General features: G+C 56.7%; 19 protein-coding genes. 2 read left to right on the top strand and 17 right to left on the bottom strand.

All coding sequences use genetic code 11. From position 1 onward, the window contains the following. Positions 1-75 precede the first annotated feature (75 nt). The 6 genes from C8D90_RS01430 to araD form a co-directional block, all read right to left on the bottom strand. Positions 76-579: a DUF2931 family protein gene (locus tag C8D90_RS01430; RefSeq protein WP_115456635.1), complete on the bottom strand. Its 504-nt coding sequence runs from the start codon at positions 577-579 to the stop codon at positions 76-78. Positions 580-701: 122 nt separating this feature from the next. Then, positions 702-1325 (bottom strand): hypothetical protein, encoded by a 624-nt coding sequence (locus C8D90_RS01425; RefSeq protein ID WP_115456634.1) that lies wholly within the window; start codon positions 1323-1325, stop codon positions 702-704. 14 nt (positions 1326-1339) lie between these two features. Then, the gene (locus C8D90_RS01420; RefSeq protein WP_115456633.1) at positions 1340-2131 is read right to left on the bottom strand and encodes a PDDEXK-like family protein; all 792 of its coding nucleotides are present in this window, start codon (positions 2129-2131) and stop codon (positions 1340-1342) included. A 209-nt stretch (positions 2132-2340) separates the two neighbouring features. Further along, on the bottom strand, positions 2341-3678 hold the full coding sequence (gntU, locus tag C8D90_RS01415) for a gluconate transporter (RefSeq protein ID WP_115456632.1): 1338 nt from the start codon (positions 3676-3678) through the stop codon (positions 2341-2343). Positions 3679-3683: 5 nt separating this feature from the next. Next, on the bottom strand, positions 3684-4220 hold the full coding sequence (gntK, locus tag C8D90_RS01410; RefSeq protein WP_115456631.1) for a gluconokinase: 537 nt from the start codon (positions 4218-4220) through the stop codon (positions 3684-3686). A gap of 263 nt (positions 4221-4483) precedes the next feature. Continuing rightward, positions 4484-5179 (bottom strand): L-ribulose-5-phosphate 4-epimerase, encoded by a 696-nt coding sequence (gene araD / locus C8D90_RS01405; protein ID WP_115456630.1) that lies wholly within the window; start codon positions 5177-5179, stop codon positions 4484-4486. 357 nt (positions 5180-5536) lie between these two features. Here araD and osmB point away from each other — a divergent pair, with 357 nt between their 5' ends. After that, positions 5537-5755, top strand: coding sequence for an osmotically-inducible lipoprotein OsmB (gene osmB, locus C8D90_RS01400; protein ID WP_115456629.1), 219 nt, complete (start codon positions 5537-5539; stop codon positions 5753-5755). 50 nt (positions 5756-5805) lie between these two features. Here osmB and yciH read toward each other — a convergent pair whose 3' ends face one another. From yciH to pgpB, 5 genes are all read right to left on the bottom strand, one after another. Further along, positions 5806-6129 carry a stress response translation initiation inhibitor YciH gene (yciH, locus tag C8D90_RS01395; RefSeq protein ID WP_115456628.1) on the bottom strand — a complete coding sequence of 108 codons (324 nt, stop codon included), beginning with the start codon at positions 6127-6129 and terminating at the stop codon, positions 5806-5808. A 20-nt stretch (positions 6130-6149) separates the two neighbouring features. Beyond that, a complete protein-coding gene (pyrF, locus tag C8D90_RS01390; protein ID WP_115456627.1) occupies positions 6150-6872 on the bottom strand; it encodes an orotidine-5'-phosphate decarboxylase in 723 nt (240 codons plus the stop codon). 84 nt (positions 6873-6956) lie between these two features. Further along, positions 6957-8126, bottom strand: coding sequence for a lipopolysaccharide assembly protein LapB (lapB, locus tag C8D90_RS01385; RefSeq protein ID WP_115456626.1), 1170 nt, complete (start codon positions 8124-8126; stop codon positions 6957-6959). Between the two features lie 4 nt (positions 8127-8130). Beyond that, complete coding sequence (locus C8D90_RS01380) at positions 8131-8454, bottom strand: LapA family protein (RefSeq protein ID WP_115456625.1); 324 nt, start codon at positions 8452-8454, stop codon at positions 8131-8133. Between the two features lie 191 nt (positions 8455-8645). Continuing rightward, positions 8646-9365: a phosphatidylglycerophosphatase B gene (gene pgpB / locus C8D90_RS01375; RefSeq protein ID WP_115456624.1), complete on the bottom strand. Its 720-nt coding sequence runs from the start codon at positions 9363-9365 to the stop codon at positions 8646-8648. Positions 9366-9647: 282 nt separating this feature from the next. Between pgpB and ribA the strand changes: the two genes are divergently transcribed. After that, positions 9648-10235 (top strand): GTP cyclohydrolase II, encoded by a 588-nt coding sequence (gene ribA / locus C8D90_RS01370; protein WP_115456623.1) that lies wholly within the window; start codon positions 9648-9650, stop codon positions 10233-10235. A 73-nt stretch (positions 10236-10308) separates the two neighbouring features. On the opposite strand, the gene ptsG is transcribed toward ribA, so the two are convergent. The 6 genes from ptsG to pabC all read right to left on the bottom strand — a co-directional run bounded on the left by ptsG (position 10309) and on the right by pabC (position 16321). Further along, positions 10309-11742 carry a PTS glucose transporter subunit IIBC gene (gene ptsG / locus C8D90_RS01365; protein WP_115456622.1) on the bottom strand — a complete coding sequence of 478 codons (1434 nt, stop codon included), beginning with the start codon at positions 11740-11742 and terminating at the stop codon, positions 10309-10311. A gap of 278 nt (positions 11743-12020) precedes the next feature. Continuing rightward, the gene (locus C8D90_RS01360) at positions 12021-12806 is read right to left on the bottom strand and encodes a metal-dependent hydrolase (protein ID WP_115456621.1); all 786 of its coding nucleotides are present in this window, start codon (positions 12804-12806) and stop codon (positions 12021-12023) included. 24 nt (positions 12807-12830) lie between these two features. Then, positions 12831-13820: a DNA polymerase III subunit delta' gene (gene holB, locus C8D90_RS01355; RefSeq protein ID WP_115456620.1), complete on the bottom strand. Its 990-nt coding sequence runs from the start codon at positions 13818-13820 to the stop codon at positions 12831-12833. Further along, a complete protein-coding gene (gene tmk, locus C8D90_RS01350) occupies positions 13817-14458 on the bottom strand; it encodes a dTMP kinase (RefSeq protein WP_115456619.1) in 642 nt (213 codons plus the stop codon). Before tmk ends, holB begins: the two co-directional genes overlap by 4 nt. Next, on the bottom strand, positions 14448-15476 hold the full coding sequence (gene mltG / locus C8D90_RS01345) for an endolytic transglycosylase MltG (protein ID WP_115456618.1): 1029 nt from the start codon (positions 15474-15476) through the stop codon (positions 14448-14450). The genes tmk and mltG overlap by 11 nt, the downstream gene beginning before the upstream one ends. 32 nt (positions 15477-15508) lie before the next feature. Further along, positions 15509-16321: an aminodeoxychorismate lyase gene (pabC, locus tag C8D90_RS01340; protein ID WP_115456617.1), complete on the bottom strand. Its 813-nt coding sequence runs from the start codon at positions 16319-16321 to the stop codon at positions 15509-15511. Positions 16322-16421 lie beyond the last annotated feature (100 nt).

The following is a 16421-nucleotide window of genomic DNA, read 5'->3' as shown; positions in this document are numbered from 1 at the left end:
TTCCTGAAGTTACCTTACGCTAAAGGAACATTATGGCACGCCGTCCGGCTGCCGGAACGAACGCCCGGTGCGAATCTAGGCTTCCGGTGCGGAGGTGGCGCAGAAACTGAGCTTCTCGTCCTTTTGCGCCGTTCCCTGGAAAATCAGACGGGCATCGGGATCAACCTTACCGCTGGTTAACCACGCTTTGGCAAAACCGTCGGAGCCGAGGGAAACCAGGATCATCGGTCGCCTGGCGGAAAAGCCGCTCTGCATTTTACGTATTTGTTGCGTGATCTCCGGCGTCAGCGTCATGACGGTTTCGTGAGACGTGGCCTGCTGCCCGGATTGCCAGCAAAAAGTAATTACTGAAGGCGCATCGTTGTAGACGTTAATCCGGCGGGAACCGTCCTGGCCGATTTTGGCCGAAGAGAAAACCGAGATAAATTCGTGACGGTCGGTGATGATCTGCATCTTCGTCACCTGCGCCTGCAACATGCCTTCGCGCACGAAGCCCAGCCCCCAGCCTTCCTCTTTTTTACCCGCACAGGCGGACAACAACAAACAGCCCGCCACCAACAAGGCCTTTTTAACATCCATTTATGGTTAACTCCCTGTAATTATCTGATGTGGCGAGAGTTTACCGCAGCCTTTGCGCTGCACCAAGCGGGTTTGCGGGGAACGTGATCGGCGATGAAAAACGGATACGTAAGCTCTTGTTATCATGGCGCATCCTGCAATATCTGATCAAAAATGGGTACAGATTCTGCCAATACGTTCAATGCATACCGTAATGGCCCGAATACGTCGTCATCGTGAGGAAATTCACCATATTCTTGCCAACATTGCGCCAGCAGTTCACCATCCAGATGCAAAGGAAGGAAAAATTTTCCTTTTCCCAGGCTGTTAAAGCCCAGCTTTTCTAATCGTTCGACGTCAGCACTCTTAATACTTTTGGCATACTGATTGAAGCTCTTCCCACCAAAACTATTTCTGTCGAGATCAAATAAAAAGCCGAACTCCCCGGACTCCGTCCCATTACCCGTTAATGTTGCCAGCCAGTAATCTTTCTCTCCAGATTCATGCCAGTGGATCTCAAACCAGGCCCGACTCCCTCCGTCATCGTTCTTCCAGCGATTGGGGGCAATCCAGCATGTGTCGTTTTCCATCGCGACCTTCCCAATCCATTGGTTTTCTTTGATAAACTTCCCGATACAAATGTCAAAACCTTTACTGAGAGCCGGTCCAAGCGTCTGTTCCATGAATACCACCGCCTCATTGAACATTCTCATTTTTGACAGAATAAGCGCACCTGCAGCCCGGGCTTCCGCATTGATTATTGGCATATCTTATTTCCGTATTAAAAGCGACGTATATGTGAGAGAAACCGCAGTACAGACAGCTCCGCAGCACTGCGCGTGGCTGACTGCACCTTTTGCTGACGAAAATGCCTGCGTAATGTTGGTTCAATAAACTCAGCTAACACCTGCCAGGACAGGCAAGAAACTCTATACTCCCCACCGGTCAAAGGCGGCCTGCCATCTGAGGTCAAAAAAATAACCGTCCAGGGTCGCGCCCCCGCCCGGCTTTCAGCCTCCCGGCAATAACGCGCTAATTGGTCGTACTGCTCCGGGGCATCAATTTTTGCTTCGATCAATAAGTAAACGTTTTCAGCATCAATTTCGATGTCTACCCGTTGCGCACTGTCTCCGCCCGGGCTACTTTCGGCCCGCACATGGCAATAGCGGCCAGGGTCCGCAGGAAAGGCCTCCCCCTTACTGGTTTGCACGTTACCCAACAAGGCCATCAGGGCCAGCGCACCAAACCCGTGGCTTCCGCGAGGATTGAGCATCCAGGCCAGAATTGCGGTATTCAGCACCTCTTTACGCCCCAGTTTAATGACCTCCCAGGGATCAAAGAAAGCCGCATTCTGTCTCATCGCGTCTAATGGCTGGCTCAGGCTGTCAAAGAAATGCGCTAATGCCGGGACATCAATTTCAACAGGCTGATTCACCGCTGAGTTCAAAATAAGAGGTTGCGGCCAGTGCTCAAAAAACGCGGCCAGTTGGTGCGAAAGCGATGGTGTTTGTTGAGCCGCACATTTTTCAGGATGCAGCGATCGGGGAGAAGTCGTTGTCTCACGTTTAAGCATGGCAACATCCTTGGCACAAAAAACGATTTTGGTGAGTTATTCATGAGCTTCAGCGCGGGTACAGCATAGCGGAGTGGCGGAGGGAAATGCACGGTCTGGCGCGTTTTATTCGCCGTTTTTACGGGATGGTTTGCAAAACCGGGTTTTAACGTTTTCAGGCATCCCTGCCCTGATGGAAACAGAATCCGTCGATAATCCTGACTAAAAACTCAAAACAGCGTAAAGGCAATCATCCCCACGATGCCGCCCACGGTACCCAGAATGGTTTCCATCACCGTCCAGGTTTTCAGCGTTTGCAGTTCATTTGCGCCGGTAAATTTACCGAACAACCAGAATCCGGCGTCATTGACGTGGCTGAGCACCACGGAGCCGCCGGCAATACAGATCGCCAGCGCGGCAAGCTGCCCGCCGTTAAGGCCCAGCTGCGAGGTTACCGGCAGCACCAGCCCTACCGTCGTCAGGCAGGCTACCGTTGCCGATCCCTGAATCACGCGCACCGCACCGGACAGCACGAAACAAGCCAGCGCAATCGGCAGACCGGCGCCGATCAGCGCATCACCCAGCGCCGGCCCCACGCCGGAATCCACCAGAATCTGTTTGAACACCCCGCCCGCACCGGTCATCAGCAGAATAATCCCCGCAGGCTGGATCGCTGCGGAACATACCGACATGATTTGCTCTTTCGTCATTCCGCGCGGCTTAGCCAGGCCGTAAATCACAATCAGGCAGGCCAGCAGAATCGCGGTAAAGGGGTGGCCGATAAATTGCAGCCAGTCATACAGCGCAGTGCCGGGCGTACACAGGCGTGCGCCGACGGTTTTCATCCCCACCAGCACCAGCGGGCACAGCACCAGAAACAGGCTGAAACCGAAAGACGGCATGTTCGCTTTATCCAGCACCGGCGCATTTTCCTCTTCCGGCATCGGCCAACTGACGTAGCGGCTGATGAAGTTACCGAACAGCGGCCCCGCCAGCAGCATGCCCAGCACGGCAGCCACCAGTCCGATAGCAATCATCCAACCAAAATCCGCGTTCATCTGAGCGGCCAGCAGCATCGGCACCGGTCCCGGCAACAGAAACGCGGCGGCGCTGGCGACGCCGGCAAACAGCGGGATCGCCATTTTCACCACGTTACCGCCGGTGCGACGGGCAACGGCAAACACCACGCCGATCAGCAGCACGATCGCCACATCGAAAAACAGCGGCAGCGCACACACCAGGCCGGCGATGCCCAGCGCATAATGCGCCCGCTTCTCGCCGAAGCTTTTCAGCAGTTGAGTGGCAATCTGATCCAACGCGCCGGTTTCATGCAGAATTTTGCCGAACATCGCCCCCAGGGCAACGACGATGGTCAGAAAGCCGAGCGTTCCGCCCATACCGTCCTGCATTGCCTGGGTGATTTTTTCTAACGGCATGCCGGAAAAAATGCCTGCGCCGATAGACACCAGCATCAGGGCGACAAAGGCGTGCAGGCGGGCTTTCATAACTAAAAACAAAAGAAGGAGGACGGAACCGATAGCGGTTCCGACAAGCGTTAATGTACTCACAAATGTTATTCCTGATGCGCGTGGTGGCTGATGTGTTGCAGGGCGTCGGCAACGACGGCGTCGAGCGGTTGGGTTATGTTAACGGCGAAAACGTCCTGTTCGTCATCACCCGGCGCTTCCAGCGCATCAAACTGGGAAACCAGCATTTCAGGTTTGAAAAAGTGCCCTTTGCGCGCTTGCATCCGCGATGAAATCAGATCGTAGTCGCCGTCCATGTAGATGAACGACAGATGACGGTTGCCGTTGCGCAACATGTCGCGATAGCGTTTTTTCAACGCGGAGCAAACGATCAGCGACACGGAATGGGTTCGCTGCATGGCGAACGCCGCGTCGTTCAGGGCGCGCAGCCAGGGTGCGCGATCGTCGTCATTCAGGGGATGGCCCTGCGACATTTTGAGGATATTACTGCGCGGATGAAGAAAATCACCGTCGAGAAAGCCGCAGGACAGCCGTTGCGCCATCATGCCGGCGACGGCCGACTTACCGCTGCCGGAGACGCCCATTACGACATAGACGCGGTTGGAGGGATGCTCATTGCTCATAGCCAGACTCCCGGCGTTTGTTTTTACGCCAAATGTTATCGGTAACTTGTTATCGGTAACATTGTCAATTCCGAATCAAAAGGGTGCAATGCGGTTAAGTTGATAAAATTTTTATGTGTGATCGATGTCTCGTTTTTATGGCATTCATCAACGGTTTTGACGGCAAAATGTCACAAGGCAGTAACAATCAGGCAGGAGAAACTGTCATTCGTGATGGCCGCCTTTTTCTCTGTCATCCAGGATGCAGGCGGCCGTCCGGCGAGTTATTGACCGTAATAGGCATTCGCCCCATGTTTACGCAGATAATGCTTGTCCAGCAGCGTTTGCTGCATTCTCGGCAGGTCCGGCGTCAACTGGCGCGAGAAAATGCCCATATAGGCGACCTCCTCCAGCACCACCGCATTATGCACCGCGTCAGCGGCATCTTTTCCCCACGCGAACGGACCATGGGAATGAACCAGCACCGCCGGCATCTGATTGGCATCAATGCCACGGCGGCTGAACGTTTCGGCGATCACAACGCCGGTCTGCCATTCATAATCCTGCCGGATTTCCTCTTCCGTCATCAGGCGGGTGCAGGGAATATCTCCATAATAATAATCCGCATGCGTGGTGCCCCAGGCCGGAATATCCAGGCCAGCCTGCGCCCAGATGGTCGCGTGCCGGGAATGCGTGTGTACGATGCCGCCGATATCACCGAACGTCTGATACAGTACGCGGTGCGTTTCGGTGTCTGAAGAGGGTTTACGCCTGCCCTCGACGATCTGCCCGTCTTCAATGGCCACGACCACCATATCTTCCGCCGTCATTCCCTGATATTCCACACCGGAAGGTTTAATCACCATCAGGCCGCGCGCGCGATCGATACCGCTTACGTTGCCCCAGGTAAATGTCACCAGCCCGTGACGCGGCAGCGCCAGATTGGCCTCCAGCACCTGCTGTTTCAGTTCGTCAAGCATCGTCGGTTCTCCCCCGTAGACAGATGGCAATATTGTCCTGAAGGCGTTTCTTCGGCGGTATGGGAAATCCTGCTGCAAAGGGCGGGGAAATTGGCTGAGTTCGGCGTTAAGCAACGTAAATCACACGATTCATCAACAAATCCAACAAAAATTAAGAATATTTACCTGTTGGGTATTTTGTAATTAAATATACTGTTCAACCAGTAGGTAAGACGATATCACAGCATATAATGCTAAAAAAACGATCTATTAGTTTCCCCGGTAACTAATGCGTTGTTATCCGGAATGATTCAAACCGCTATACTTAATAAGTAGCAGGAATGTATCTCCGGACAGTAACAAACCAGGAGTAAAAATATGAATACGACAATGAAGAAAATTTCCGCCGCCGTGTTGGCGGTAACGCTGGTTGCTTCTCTGAGCGCCTGCTCGAACTGGTCGAAACGCGATCGCAATACGGCCATCGGCGCGGGTGTTGGTGCGGTTGGTGGTGCGGTGTTAACCGACGGCAGCGCATTAGGTACCCTGGGCGGCGCCGCTGTCGGGGGCGTCATTGGTCATCAGGTCGGGAAATAATCCTCCTGCCGGAACGGAATGGGGCAATGCGCCCCATTCCCCGCACGGCCTCATCCCCCGGCCAGCTTCACCTTAAAGCCTTTCTGTTCCAGCAGCTGTTTCAGCAAATCTCGCTTATCACCCTGAATTTCAATTGTGCCGTCTTTTACCGCACCGCCGCAGCCGCACTTCTTTTTCAGCTCTGCGGCCAGCTTCGCAGTCTCTTCATCCGTCAGATCCAGACCGCTGATCAGGCACACGCCCTTACCTTTACGGCCGCTGGTCTGACGCTGAATACGTACGATGCCGTCCCCTTTGGGACGTGCGACCGGTGTTTTTTCTTCAGGGATGCGTCCGGTTTCCGTTGAGTAAACCAGGCGGTTATTGTCGTCCATCGCACTTTTCCGTTCGTTGGTTATGCCAGTGAATTCAGTATATCCCGCAGCGTGGCCGTCGGGTTTTGCGACTGCGTGATGGGGCGCCCGATGACCATATAGTCAACACCCGCCTGCACGGCCTGACGCGGCGTCATAATACGACGCTGATCGCCGGCAGCGCTGCCTTCCGGGCGGATCCCCGGCGTTACCAGGCGAAACGCCGGCCCGCAGGCAGACTTAATGCGCACGGCTTCCTGGGCGGAACACACCACGCCGTCCAGCCCGCAGTTGTGCGTCAGGCGCGCCAGGCGTTCAGCATAGTCCGCCGGCGCCTGCATGATGCCGATACCTTCCAGATCCGCCTTTTCCATGCTGGTTAACACCGTCACGGCAATCAGCAACGGCGCATCTTTACCGTAAGACATCAGCGCTTCGCGCGCCGCGTTCATCATTCTTTCGCCGCCGCTGGCATGAACGTTAACCATCCACACCCCCAGCTCCGCCGCCGCCGCGACGGCGCGTGCCGCTGTATTGGGAATATCGTGGAACTTCAGGTCAAGAAACACCTCGAAACCGCGATCGTGCAGCGCACGCACGAACTCCGGCCCGAACAGGGTGAACATCTCCTTCCCTACCTTCAGACGGCAGTCCTGCGGGCTTATGCTGTCGGCGAACGCCAGCGCGGCGTTTTTATCGGCATAATCAAGGGCGACTAAAATCGGGGAAGCGGAAACGGGAGAGTGTGACGTTGCGTTGCTCATGGCAATCCTCTGAAATCATCTGAAGGCGGTATGTTTCAGGGAGGGCATTGTACACAGACCGGAGGGCCGTGCCTAGGCCGTATGTTACTGCCCGTCAAGGCCGCGAATGGGCTTGATGCTTGACCATGCCCGGCACGACGGGCAGTGCCAGTAAAGCGTATGGCTGGTAAAACCGCATTTCAGGCAGCGATAGCGCGGCTTGGTGCGAATTTGCTCGCCGACCATATCACGCAGCAACAGCAGGCTTTCTTTGGCGCGGCCATCTTCTGCCTCGGCCATGTGGTAGTCCATCAGGCGATAGAAAACCCGCATGGTCGGATGGCGCTGCAGCTGGCGGCTGATGTAGGTTTGCGCTACGTCGCGCCCCTCTTTCTCCTCCAGCACTTCCGCCAGCATCAGCTCGGCGCTGGCGCCGCCGTTTTCGTCCACGCAGCGGCGCAGAAAGGTCTGCCATTCATCGCGTTGCCCCAGCTTCTGATAGCAGTCCTGCAGCATCGGCAATACTTCGCTGAGCAGCTCTTTGTCCTGATCCAGCACCTGCGTCAACGCAGACACCGCCTGCGCATACTCTTCCTGAGCGATAAAAATACGTCCCATCATAATGGAAACGCGCGCGCAATCTTTGTCTGCCGCCGCAGCCTTCTTCAACAGACCTTTGGCGCGATCCAAGTCGTCGCTGCTCATCGCCTGCAGGGCCAGTTCGCAATAAAAATGCGCAATCTCCATGCGCTGCTTTTCTTTACCCAGCTTGACCAGTTTTTCCGCATCGTCGATGGCTTTCTGCCAGTCGCTGGTTGCCTGATGAATAATAAGCAGCTGTTGCAGGGCGGTAACTTTGAAATCCTGCTCATCCACCAGCTGGCTGAACATCTCTTCCGCCCGGTCATACAGGCCGGCGGCCATGAAATCGCGCCCCAGTTGCTGAACGGCCAGCAGACGTTGATCAAAAGTCAGGGAAGCGCTTTCCAGCAGCGCCTGGTGAATGCGGATAGCCCGGTCAACCTCGCCGCGGGAGCGGAACAGGTTGCCCAGGGTCAGGTGTGCTTCGACGGTGTTGCTGTCTTCTTTCAGCATGTCCAGGAACAGGTCAACCGCCTTATCCTGCTGGTTAGACAGCAGGAAGTTGACCCCCGTGACGTACTCACGGGAAAGCCGGCTGGCCTCCTGTTGCTTATCCTGCTGAGCGCTTCTGCGTCCCATGTACCAGCCGTAGGCGGCTGCGATGGGAAGGAGCAGAAACAGCAGTTCTAGCATTACGTTATTCCTTCGTCGCTACGGACGTAGAGGTGGAAGCCGCAACGGGCGTGGCGTCTTTCGCCGGGGGTTCGATCTGTTGTTCCAGGCGGCGTACTTTGCGCTCGGCACGCGCCAGCCCCAGACGCACGCGCACGTAGAACAGCCCGCAGATGATCCAGCCTAAAATGAAGCCGGCGCCGAACAGCGTCGCAAGCAACGTGGACAGGCGGAATTCGCCGCGTGCGACCAAATAATTAAACGCCACAACCTGATCGTTATGCGCTCCCAGCGTGACTGAAACCACGAAAATGGCCAGTACAATGAAAAAAATCAGCAGATATTTCACGTTTCTTCCTGTAACAAGACGTTAGCCGGATAAATCATGCCCGAAAAGTTCAGCCTAACATTGACCGGCACTACAGGCAAAGCCCGGGTGGTGTTTAAAGACGACGCTCTATTGTGCCTGAAAACCATATCTTTTCATTATAATCTCGTCGTCGGTAAGCGATCACCGGTGTCAGCGCAAAAAAGTGGGATTTAGCCCATTTCTCCGCCTTTTAGCCGCCCGGCCAGATAAGTGGCGGGAATGACAATCACGGCGCTGATTAACGTCGAAACCATCAGATCCATCGGCCAGTGCATGCCCAGCAGCATCCGGCTGCCCATCACCGCAATGGCCCAGAGCGTAATGACCGTCACCGTCAGATAACGGCGGCGCGGCCACAAAATACCGATTGCCAGCAACGCCCAGCTTGCGGCGAACATCGTATGCCCGGAGGGGAAAGCATAACCGGTTTCAAACGCCCAGTGCGCACGCAGCCATGCCGGCACGGCAGACTCCTGCGCCAGTTGTTCCGTCACCAGAGCGCTGCGCTGCTTGCGTTTCAGCTCATAAAAGAAATCCGGCGAGATATGATGCCGCTCTTCCAGCCAGAGCACGTAAGGCCGGGGTTCTTTAACACTGCTTTTGATCAGTGACTTGACGCCCTGCCCGGCAAAAATGGCGGCGTTCAGGATTACGAACAACATCACGCCGGACCTGAACCGCAAACGCAGGCACACGATAAACCAGCCGGTCAGCAGCAGGCTGGTAATCGCCCCCCAGGGAGACGTGACGGTTTCAGTAACGGCGAACAACGCCCTGAGCGCCCCTTCATTGAAGCCGGGCAGCCACTGCCAGCCGGATACCCAGACCGCCGCCGGCATCACCAGCAGTAATAATGTTCCCCAGCATACGCGGCGGATTATCTGCGACATCAATTATTCCTTTTTAATGGTTGAATATTCAGTGTAACAACTCCATGTAAACAAAGACTATCCCTGCGTGTTTAATGGCGGGATTTATAGACAGCGACGCATACGATAAACAGAACCGTGCTAAACGTTCTGGAATCCGCCAAGTTGTGGCAAAATTGACGCCCTGAACGAATAATTAACGATGAGCAGATCGCCCATCATCCGCGTTTTGCATTAACCTGCATCGGTAAAACGCGCAGCCGCCCGCCGGGCGGCATCAAAGATGTGGTTGTGGAGACTAACATGCAGTTAAAACGTGTGGCAGACGCCAAACTGCCGACCCCGTGGGGCGACTTCGTCATGGTCGGTTTTGAAGAGCTGGCGACCGGTCACGATCACCTCGCGCTGGTATTCGGCGACATTTCCGGCAGCGAGCCGGTGCTCGCCCGCGTTCATTCCGAGTGCCTGACGGGGGATGCGCTGTTCAGCCTGCGTTGTGACTGTGGTTTTCAACTGGAAGCCGCGCTTGAGCACATCGCCGAAGAGGGGCGCGGCATTTTGTTGTACCACCGTCAGGAAGGCCGCAACATCGGCCTGCTGAACAAGATTCGCGCCTATGCGTTGCAGGATCAGGGCGCGGATACCGTCGAAGCCAACCATCAGCTGGGCTTTGCCGCCGATGAGCGTGACTTCACCCTGTGCGCCGATATGTTCAAGCTGCTGGATGTCAGCGCTGTGCGCCTGCTGACCAACAACCCGAAGAAGGTCGAAATTCTGTCTGCCGCCGGCATCAACATCGTAGAACGCGTGCCGCTGATCGTCGGGCGTAATCCGAAGAACGAACGTTATCTTGCGACCAAAGCCGCCAAGATGGGTCACCTGCTCGACTGAGGGTTCCCCGGTTCGGTTCACCAAAACACAAAAGGGAGGCTTACGCCTCCCTTTGCTATTGCAGCCCAATCACTCAGTGATTACGGATGTATTCATCCATATCCGTCTTCAGGTTATCCGACTTGGTGCCGAAAATCGCCTGAACGCCGGAGCCGGCAATCACCACGCCCGCAGCGCCAAGCTTCTTCAGCCCGGCCTGATCGACTCTGGCGACATCCGCGACGCTGACGCGCAGGCGCGTAATGCAGGCATCCAGGTTGGTGATGTTCTCTTTGCCGCCGAACGCAGCCACCAGCGCGGCGGACATTTCATCGCCGCCCTGAGACGCGTGTGCAGACGCGCTTTCTTCACGCCCCGGCGTTTTCAGGTCCAGTTTGGCGATCAGCACGCGGAAGATGGTGTAGTACACCAGGCCGTAAATAATCCCGACGATGGGGAACAGCCAGATTTTGCTGCTGTTGCCGCTCAGCACGATAAAATCGATCAAACCGTGCGAGAAGCTGGTGCCGTCGCGCATCCCCAGCAAAATACAGATCGGGAACGCCAGCCCTGCCAGAATGGCATGAATCACATACAGGATCGGCGCCACGAACATGAAGGAAAACTCAATCGGTTCGGTGATCCCGGTCAGGAACGAGGTCAGCGCGGCGGAAATCATGATCCCGCCGACTTTGGCGCGGTTTTCAGGCTTGGCCGAATGCCAGATGGCAATCGCCGCCGCCGGCAACCCGTACATTTTGAACAGGAAACCGCCGGAGAGTTTGCCCGCCGTCGGATCGCCCGCCATGTAACGCGGAATGTCGCCGTGGAACACCTGACCGGCCGCATTGGTGAATTCGCCGATCTGCATCTGGAACGGCACGTTCCAGATATGGTGCAGGCCGAACGGCACCAGTGAACGCTCCACCACGCCGTAAATCCCGAATGCCACCATCGGATTCTGGTAGGCCGCCCACTGGGAGAAATCCTGAATCACGCGCCCAATCGGCGGCCAGATAAAGGACAGAACCACGCCCAGAATAATGGCCGCCAGCCCGGAAATAATCGGCACGAAACGCTTGCCGGCAAAAAAGCCCAGATACTCAGGCAGCTTGATGCGATAGAAGCGGTTAAACATGTACGCCGCGATGGCACCGGCGATGATCCCGCCGAGCACGCCGGTATCGGCCAGATGTTTCTCCGTAATTTCCGCCGCCGGCATATGCAGCACCAGCGGGGCGACCACGGCCATCGTCTTCACCATAATGCCGTACGCCACCACCGAGGCCAGCGCGGAAACGCCGTCGTTATTGGTGAAACCCAGCGCGACGCCGATGGCGAAAATCAGCGGCATGTTGGCAAACACCGAACCGCCCGCCTCGGCCATCACATGAGAGACGACGGCAGGCAGCCAGGTAAAGTTAGCGGAACCGACGCCAAGCAGGATACCGGCGATCGGCAGCACGGACACCGGCAGCATCAGCGATTTACCCACCTTTTGCAGGTTTGCAAATGCGTTTTTAAACATAGTTACGAGTGCTCCTGAGTAAAACGAATTGCTTTATCATGACGCGCCGGTAATTCCGGCGCGTAACGAAGGACTATGCCTTCTTTATTTTTTATGCAGGGTAAAATAAATACCTCTGAGAGTCTTTGACGGCTATCGCATCGCATTAAAAAACGCCCAATAAACCGTCACTTCCGTCATTTCCTAATCAGCGTTCAGGAAAAGCGTCTCAGAAGATACTCGCTTCAATGATTAATTACGAGCAATAAAATATTGTCGTCGCACGTACCGATAAGTACTCACATTCCGGGCAGGGAGATATTGAACAGGCGGGAAAAGTTCTCGCTGGTTTGTTGCGCCAAACGCGCGGTATCGACGCCTTTCAGCACGGCCAGATATTCCGCAACGTCCCGCACGTAAGCCGGCTGATTTTCCTTCCCCCGGTGCGGCACCGGCGCCAGGTAAGGGGCATCGGTTTCGATCAGCATTCTGTCAAGCGGCACGAAGCGTGCGGCTTCACGCAGCGCGTCGGCGTTACGGAACGTCACGATGCCGGAGAACGAGATATAAAAGCCCAGATCCAGCAGCGCCCCGGCGGTTTCCCGATCTTCGGTGAAGCAATGCAGCACACCGCCGCACTCGTCCGCTTTCTCCTCACGCAGGATCGCCAGCGTATCCGCCCGCGCGTCGCGGGTATGGACAATCACCGGCTTTTTAAGCTCGCGGCCAATGCGCACGTGTTCACGGAACGAGGACTGCTGCAGCGGAATATTGTCCTGCTGATAGAAGTAGTCCAGCCCCGTTTCCCCCAGCGCGACGACGCCCGGCTCGGCGGCAAACGCGCGCAGCTGCGCGTAGTCGTACCCTCCATCCAGGTTCAGCGGGTGCACGCCGCAGGTGTACGCCACGTTATCGCGATCGCCGATCTGCGCACGCATGGCCCGGTATCCGGGCAACGTGGTTGACACGGCCAGCACGAAGCCAACATCGCGCTGCGCGGCTTTATCCAGTACATCGTCCACGCCCGTATGCAGGCTTTCATAATCCAGACCGTCGAGGTGGCAATGGGAATCAACTAAAAACATGATGGGTCATCCAGAAAGAAAAACTCAGGCAGAAGGCGCGCGGTCGGCCTCTTGCCAGCGGCAAAGCTGTTCGGTCAGCATCAGTTCCCGGTTCAGCGCGACAATGGTCAGCAACTGGTGACGACAGTGAATCCACTGTCCGAGCTGTTGCTGAAGTGTAGTTGGTGACAGGCGGGACGCAAGCTGCTGCACCAGCGGCAGCTGGTCCTGATTGACCACGGCCTGCCCCGCGTGCTGCTGCACCTTCACCGCGTCCAGCAGCAGCGAACACAGCCAGCTCAGCCGCTGGTCGGCATTGTCATGATTCAGGACGGGCAGCAAACTCAGCCACTGTTGCCCGGGCAACGCGCGCTCCAGCGCCGTGCATAACGCCTGGCGATGATTCCATACGTCGGGCGCCATCAGGGCCAGTGCCGCTACCGGCGCGCCGCCGCTCAGGCGTAAGGCCGTCGTCGCCGTCAGCGCATCCGCGCTTTGCTGACTTTGCATCCAGCGCAGGCTGTTCGCTTCGTCCGGCGGGGAAAGGTAGAGATACAGGCAGCGACTGCGCAGCGTCGCCAGCAGGTTGGCCGGTTCGCGCGTTCCCAACAGGAAATAAGTGTCCGACGGCGGCTCCTCCAGGGTTTTCAGCAATGCGTTGGCCGCCGCTTCGGTCAGCGCCTCCGCCAGGGGCAGCCATACCACCTTGGCGCCGCCCTGCTGGGCGTGGTTATACAGGTGCCCGATAACCTGCCGGACCGGCTCGATACCCAGAGCGTTTTTACCGCTTTCCGGCTGTAACAGATGCCAGTCCGGGTGATTGCCGGCAATCATCAACCGGCAACCGTGGCATTCGCCGCAGCTTTTATCGCCGTCCGGATGCTGGCACAGCAGCCAGCGGCCAACGGCATAGGCCAGCGAATCATCCCCGCAGCCGGGCAAGGCATGCAGCAACAGCGCATGATGCCCGCGTCCGGCGCGATATTGCCCGATGAGCTGGCGATACGGCGCGTTCAGCCAGGGATACCAGTTCACGCCGTGGCTCCCTGCTGCGCCAGCCAGGTGCCCAGCGCCAGCCGGATAGCATTCGAGACCTCGTCCAGCGGGCGGGATGCATCAATGGTAACAATGGATTCATCCTGTGCCGCCAGCTCCAGGTAACGTGCGCGGGTGCGTTCAAAGAACGCCAGCGACTCCTGCTCGATCCGATCCAGCGCACCGCGCGTTCTGGCACGCTCCAGCCCCAGCCTGGGCGGCAGATCCAGATACAGCGTCAGGTCCGGGTAGAAATCACCCAGAATGGTGTTACGCAGCGAACGCATCAGCGTAGCGTCGATGCCGCGTCCCCCTCCCTGATAAGCCTGAGAAGAGAGATCGTGACGATCGCCGACCACCCACGCCCCGCGGGCCAGCGCCGGCTTGATAACATTTTCTACCAGTTGGATACGGGCTGCGTACAGCATCAGCACTTCGGCCTTGTCGGTCAGCTTCTCACCTTCGACGCCCTGCTTAATCAGCTCGCGCAGCTTCTCCGCCAGCACGGTGCCGCCCGGCTCGCGTGTGAAGACGATGTCGTCGATACCGTGCCGGCGCAGTTCATCCACCACCGTATCTCTGGCCGTGGTTTTTCCCGCCCCTTCCAGACCTTCGATGACGATGAATTTACTTTTCATTCTTTTTGGCCCTCATCACCTTCAAATAATCACGTACCGACTGATTATGGGATTGCAGGTTAGTATTAAATACGTGGCCGCCCTTTCCGTCAGCCACAAAATAGAGATACGGCGTTTTATCCGGGTGCGCCGCCGCTTTCAGCGACGCCTTGCCGGGCATGGCGATAGGCGTCGGCGGCAGGCCGGAAATAACGTAAGTATTGTAGGCCGTGGGCTGCTCCAGATTTTTACGGGTCAGGTTACCGTTGTAATCATCGCCCAATCCGTAGATAACCGTCGGATCGGTTTGCAGGCGCATACCGATGCGCAGGCGGTTAACGAACACCGAGGCCACCTTGCCGCGTTCTTCGCCGACGCCGGTCTCTTTTTCAATGATCGAGGCCATGGTAACCAACTCTTCCACCGTCTTGTATGGCAACGTTTTATCACGCCCTTCCCACAGCGGATCGACCTGCTGCTTCATTAGCTGGTACGCGCGTTTAACCAGGGAAAGATCCGCCGCGCCGGCGGTGTAGTGATAGGTATCGGGATAAAGCCACCCTTCCAGCGAAGGAATGTCTTTGGCGCCGACGGCGTCCATCACTTCCTGCGGCGTTTTTCCCTTCAGCGTGTGTTTCAGATACGGCGCCGCCTTCAGCGTCTGTATCCAGTCCTGCAAACGCGAACCCTCCACAAAACGCACGCTGAACTGCGCCTCTTTGCCACTGTTGAGCAGTTGCAGCATCTCCAGCACGGTCATGCCTTTAGTCAGGCGGTAGGTGCCGGCCTTAAAGCGGGTCAGATCCGGGCGCAGTTGCAGCAGCCAGGGGAAATAACGGCCGCCGGCGATCAGTTTATCGCGTACCAGCAACGCCTCCAGTCCGGCCCGGCCGGTACCGGCAGGCAGTTTGAACAGGGTATCCTGATCGATACGCAGCGGCGTGTGTGCGAAGGTTTGTACTTTCTGATATCCCTGATAAAGCACGCCCAGCACAACCAGGACGAGCACGATAAATCCGATAAATAATTTCTTTTTCATTCAGCCGCCGATCCGCGTCTTGCTTATTTTTGTCAGGCCGCCGGCGTCAGACAACGGGGCAATAAAAACTCCGTCAGTCGCCGGGAGGCGTAAACCGTTTCATTCAGCGCCGTCACCGGTAAAACCGGCATCAGCGAATTACATATCAACACTTCGTCCGCACGGATCAGCGCCCCGGCGGGTTCGGTTACTTCATGCAGCGTATATTCACTCCCTTCCAGCAGGGTGAAAATACGCCGGCGCATCAATCCGGCCACGCCGGAACCGTTCAGGCATGGGGTAAAAACCTGATTTCCCTTGCGCCAGAATAAGTTAGCCGCACAGCATTCCACCAGCATACCGTTGCTGTCAAGCACCGCGGCGTCATCGAAACCGCTTTGATCGATATGCGCCTTAATCAGCACCTGCTCCAACCGGTTCAGATGTTTGATGCCCGCCAGCTGCGGCGAGATTCCCAGATGTACCGGGCTGATCGTTAAACGAATGCCCTCTTCCCTCTGCCGCGCATAGTGTACAGGAAAAGGCGCGGTGGAGACGAGGCGACGCGGTGAGTGGCAACCGGCGATCGAATAGCCGCGCCCGCCGCTGCCCCGGGTGACGATCGCTTTGACTACGCCTTCCCCGATAAATTGGGCCGCATGACGCATCTCCCGTTCCAGCAGAACGAAATCCGCATTGGCTATCGCCAGACGCCGGCATCCTTCCGCCATGCGCGCGAGATGCGCAGCAAGGTTATCCACCTCACCCGCCGCGGCCCTGGCCGTGGTGAAGCAACCGTCGCCGTAGTGCAGCGCACGATCGTCCGCCGGGATGCTTTCCGCTTCGGCTCCGTTGATCCAATACATCACTTTCCCCGTCTTGAGCATGATGTGACGAAATATTCCGGCCGGTCTGTCGCCGGTAAAAATAAAAAAACGCCGGTCACCCCAAAAGTCACCGGCGTTT

This window comes from Enterobacillus tribolii (assembly GCF_003363015.1).
Lineage (GTDB): Bacteria > Pseudomonadota > Gammaproteobacteria > Enterobacterales > Enterobacteriaceae > Enterobacillus > Enterobacillus tribolii.
This window is presented reverse-complemented; position numbering and strand designations above follow the sequence as displayed.

Bases quoted from the DNA above. Each gene is read 5' to 3' on its own strand.
- C8D90_RS01430 (WP_115456635.1), bottom strand. From the start codon at position 579: ATGGATGTTAAAAAGGCCTTGTTGGTGGCGGGCTGTTTGTTGTTGTCC.
- C8D90_RS01425 (WP_115456634.1), bottom strand. From the start codon at position 1,325: ATGCCAATAATCAATGCGGAAGCCCGGGCTGCAGGTGCGCTTATTCTG.
- C8D90_RS01420 (WP_115456633.1), bottom strand. From the start codon at position 2,131: ATGCTTAAACGTGAGACAACGACTTCTCCCCGATCGCTGCATCCTGAA.
- gntK (WP_115456631.1), bottom strand. From the start codon at position 4,220: ATGAGCAATGAGCATCCCTCCAACCGCGTCTATGTCGTAATGGGCGTC.
- araD (WP_115456630.1), bottom strand. From the start codon at position 5,179: ATGCTTGACGAACTGAAACAGCAGGTGCTGGAGGCCAATCTGGCGCTG.
- osmB (WP_115456629.1), top strand. From the start codon at position 5,537: ATGAATACGACAATGAAGAAAATTTCCGCCGCCGTGTTGGCGGTAACG.
- yciH (WP_115456628.1), bottom strand. From the start codon at position 6,129: ATGGACGACAATAACCGCCTGGTTTACTCAACGGAAACCGGACGCATC.
- pyrF (WP_115456627.1), bottom strand. From the start codon at position 6,872: ATGAGCAACGCAACGTCACACTCTCCCGTTTCCGCTTCCCCGATTTTA.
- lapB (WP_115456626.1), bottom strand. From the start codon at position 8,126: ATGCTAGAACTGCTGTTTCTGCTCCTTCCCATCGCAGCCGCCTACGGC.
- pgpB (WP_115456624.1), bottom strand. From the start codon at position 9,365: ATGTCGCAGATAATCCGCCGCGTATGCTGGGGAACATTATTACTGCTG.
- ribA (WP_115456623.1), top strand. From the start codon at position 9,648: ATGCAGTTAAAACGTGTGGCAGACGCCAAACTGCCGACCCCGTGGGGC.
- ptsG (WP_115456622.1), bottom strand. From the start codon at position 11,742: ATGTTTAAAAACGCATTTGCAAACCTGCAAAAGGTGGGTAAATCGCTG.
- C8D90_RS01360 (WP_115456621.1), bottom strand. From the start codon at position 12,806: ATGTTTTTAGTTGATTCCCATTGCCACCTCGACGGTCTGGATTATGAA.
- tmk (WP_115456619.1), bottom strand. From the start codon at position 14,458: ATGAAAAGTAAATTCATCGTCATCGAAGGTCTGGAAGGGGCGGGAAAA.
- mltG (WP_115456618.1), bottom strand. From the start codon at position 15,476: ATGAAAAAGAAATTATTTATCGGATTTATCGTGCTCGTCCTGGTTGTG.
- pabC (WP_115456617.1), bottom strand. From the start codon at position 16,321: ATGTATTGGATCAACGGAGCCGAAGCGGAAAGCATCCCGGCGGACGAT.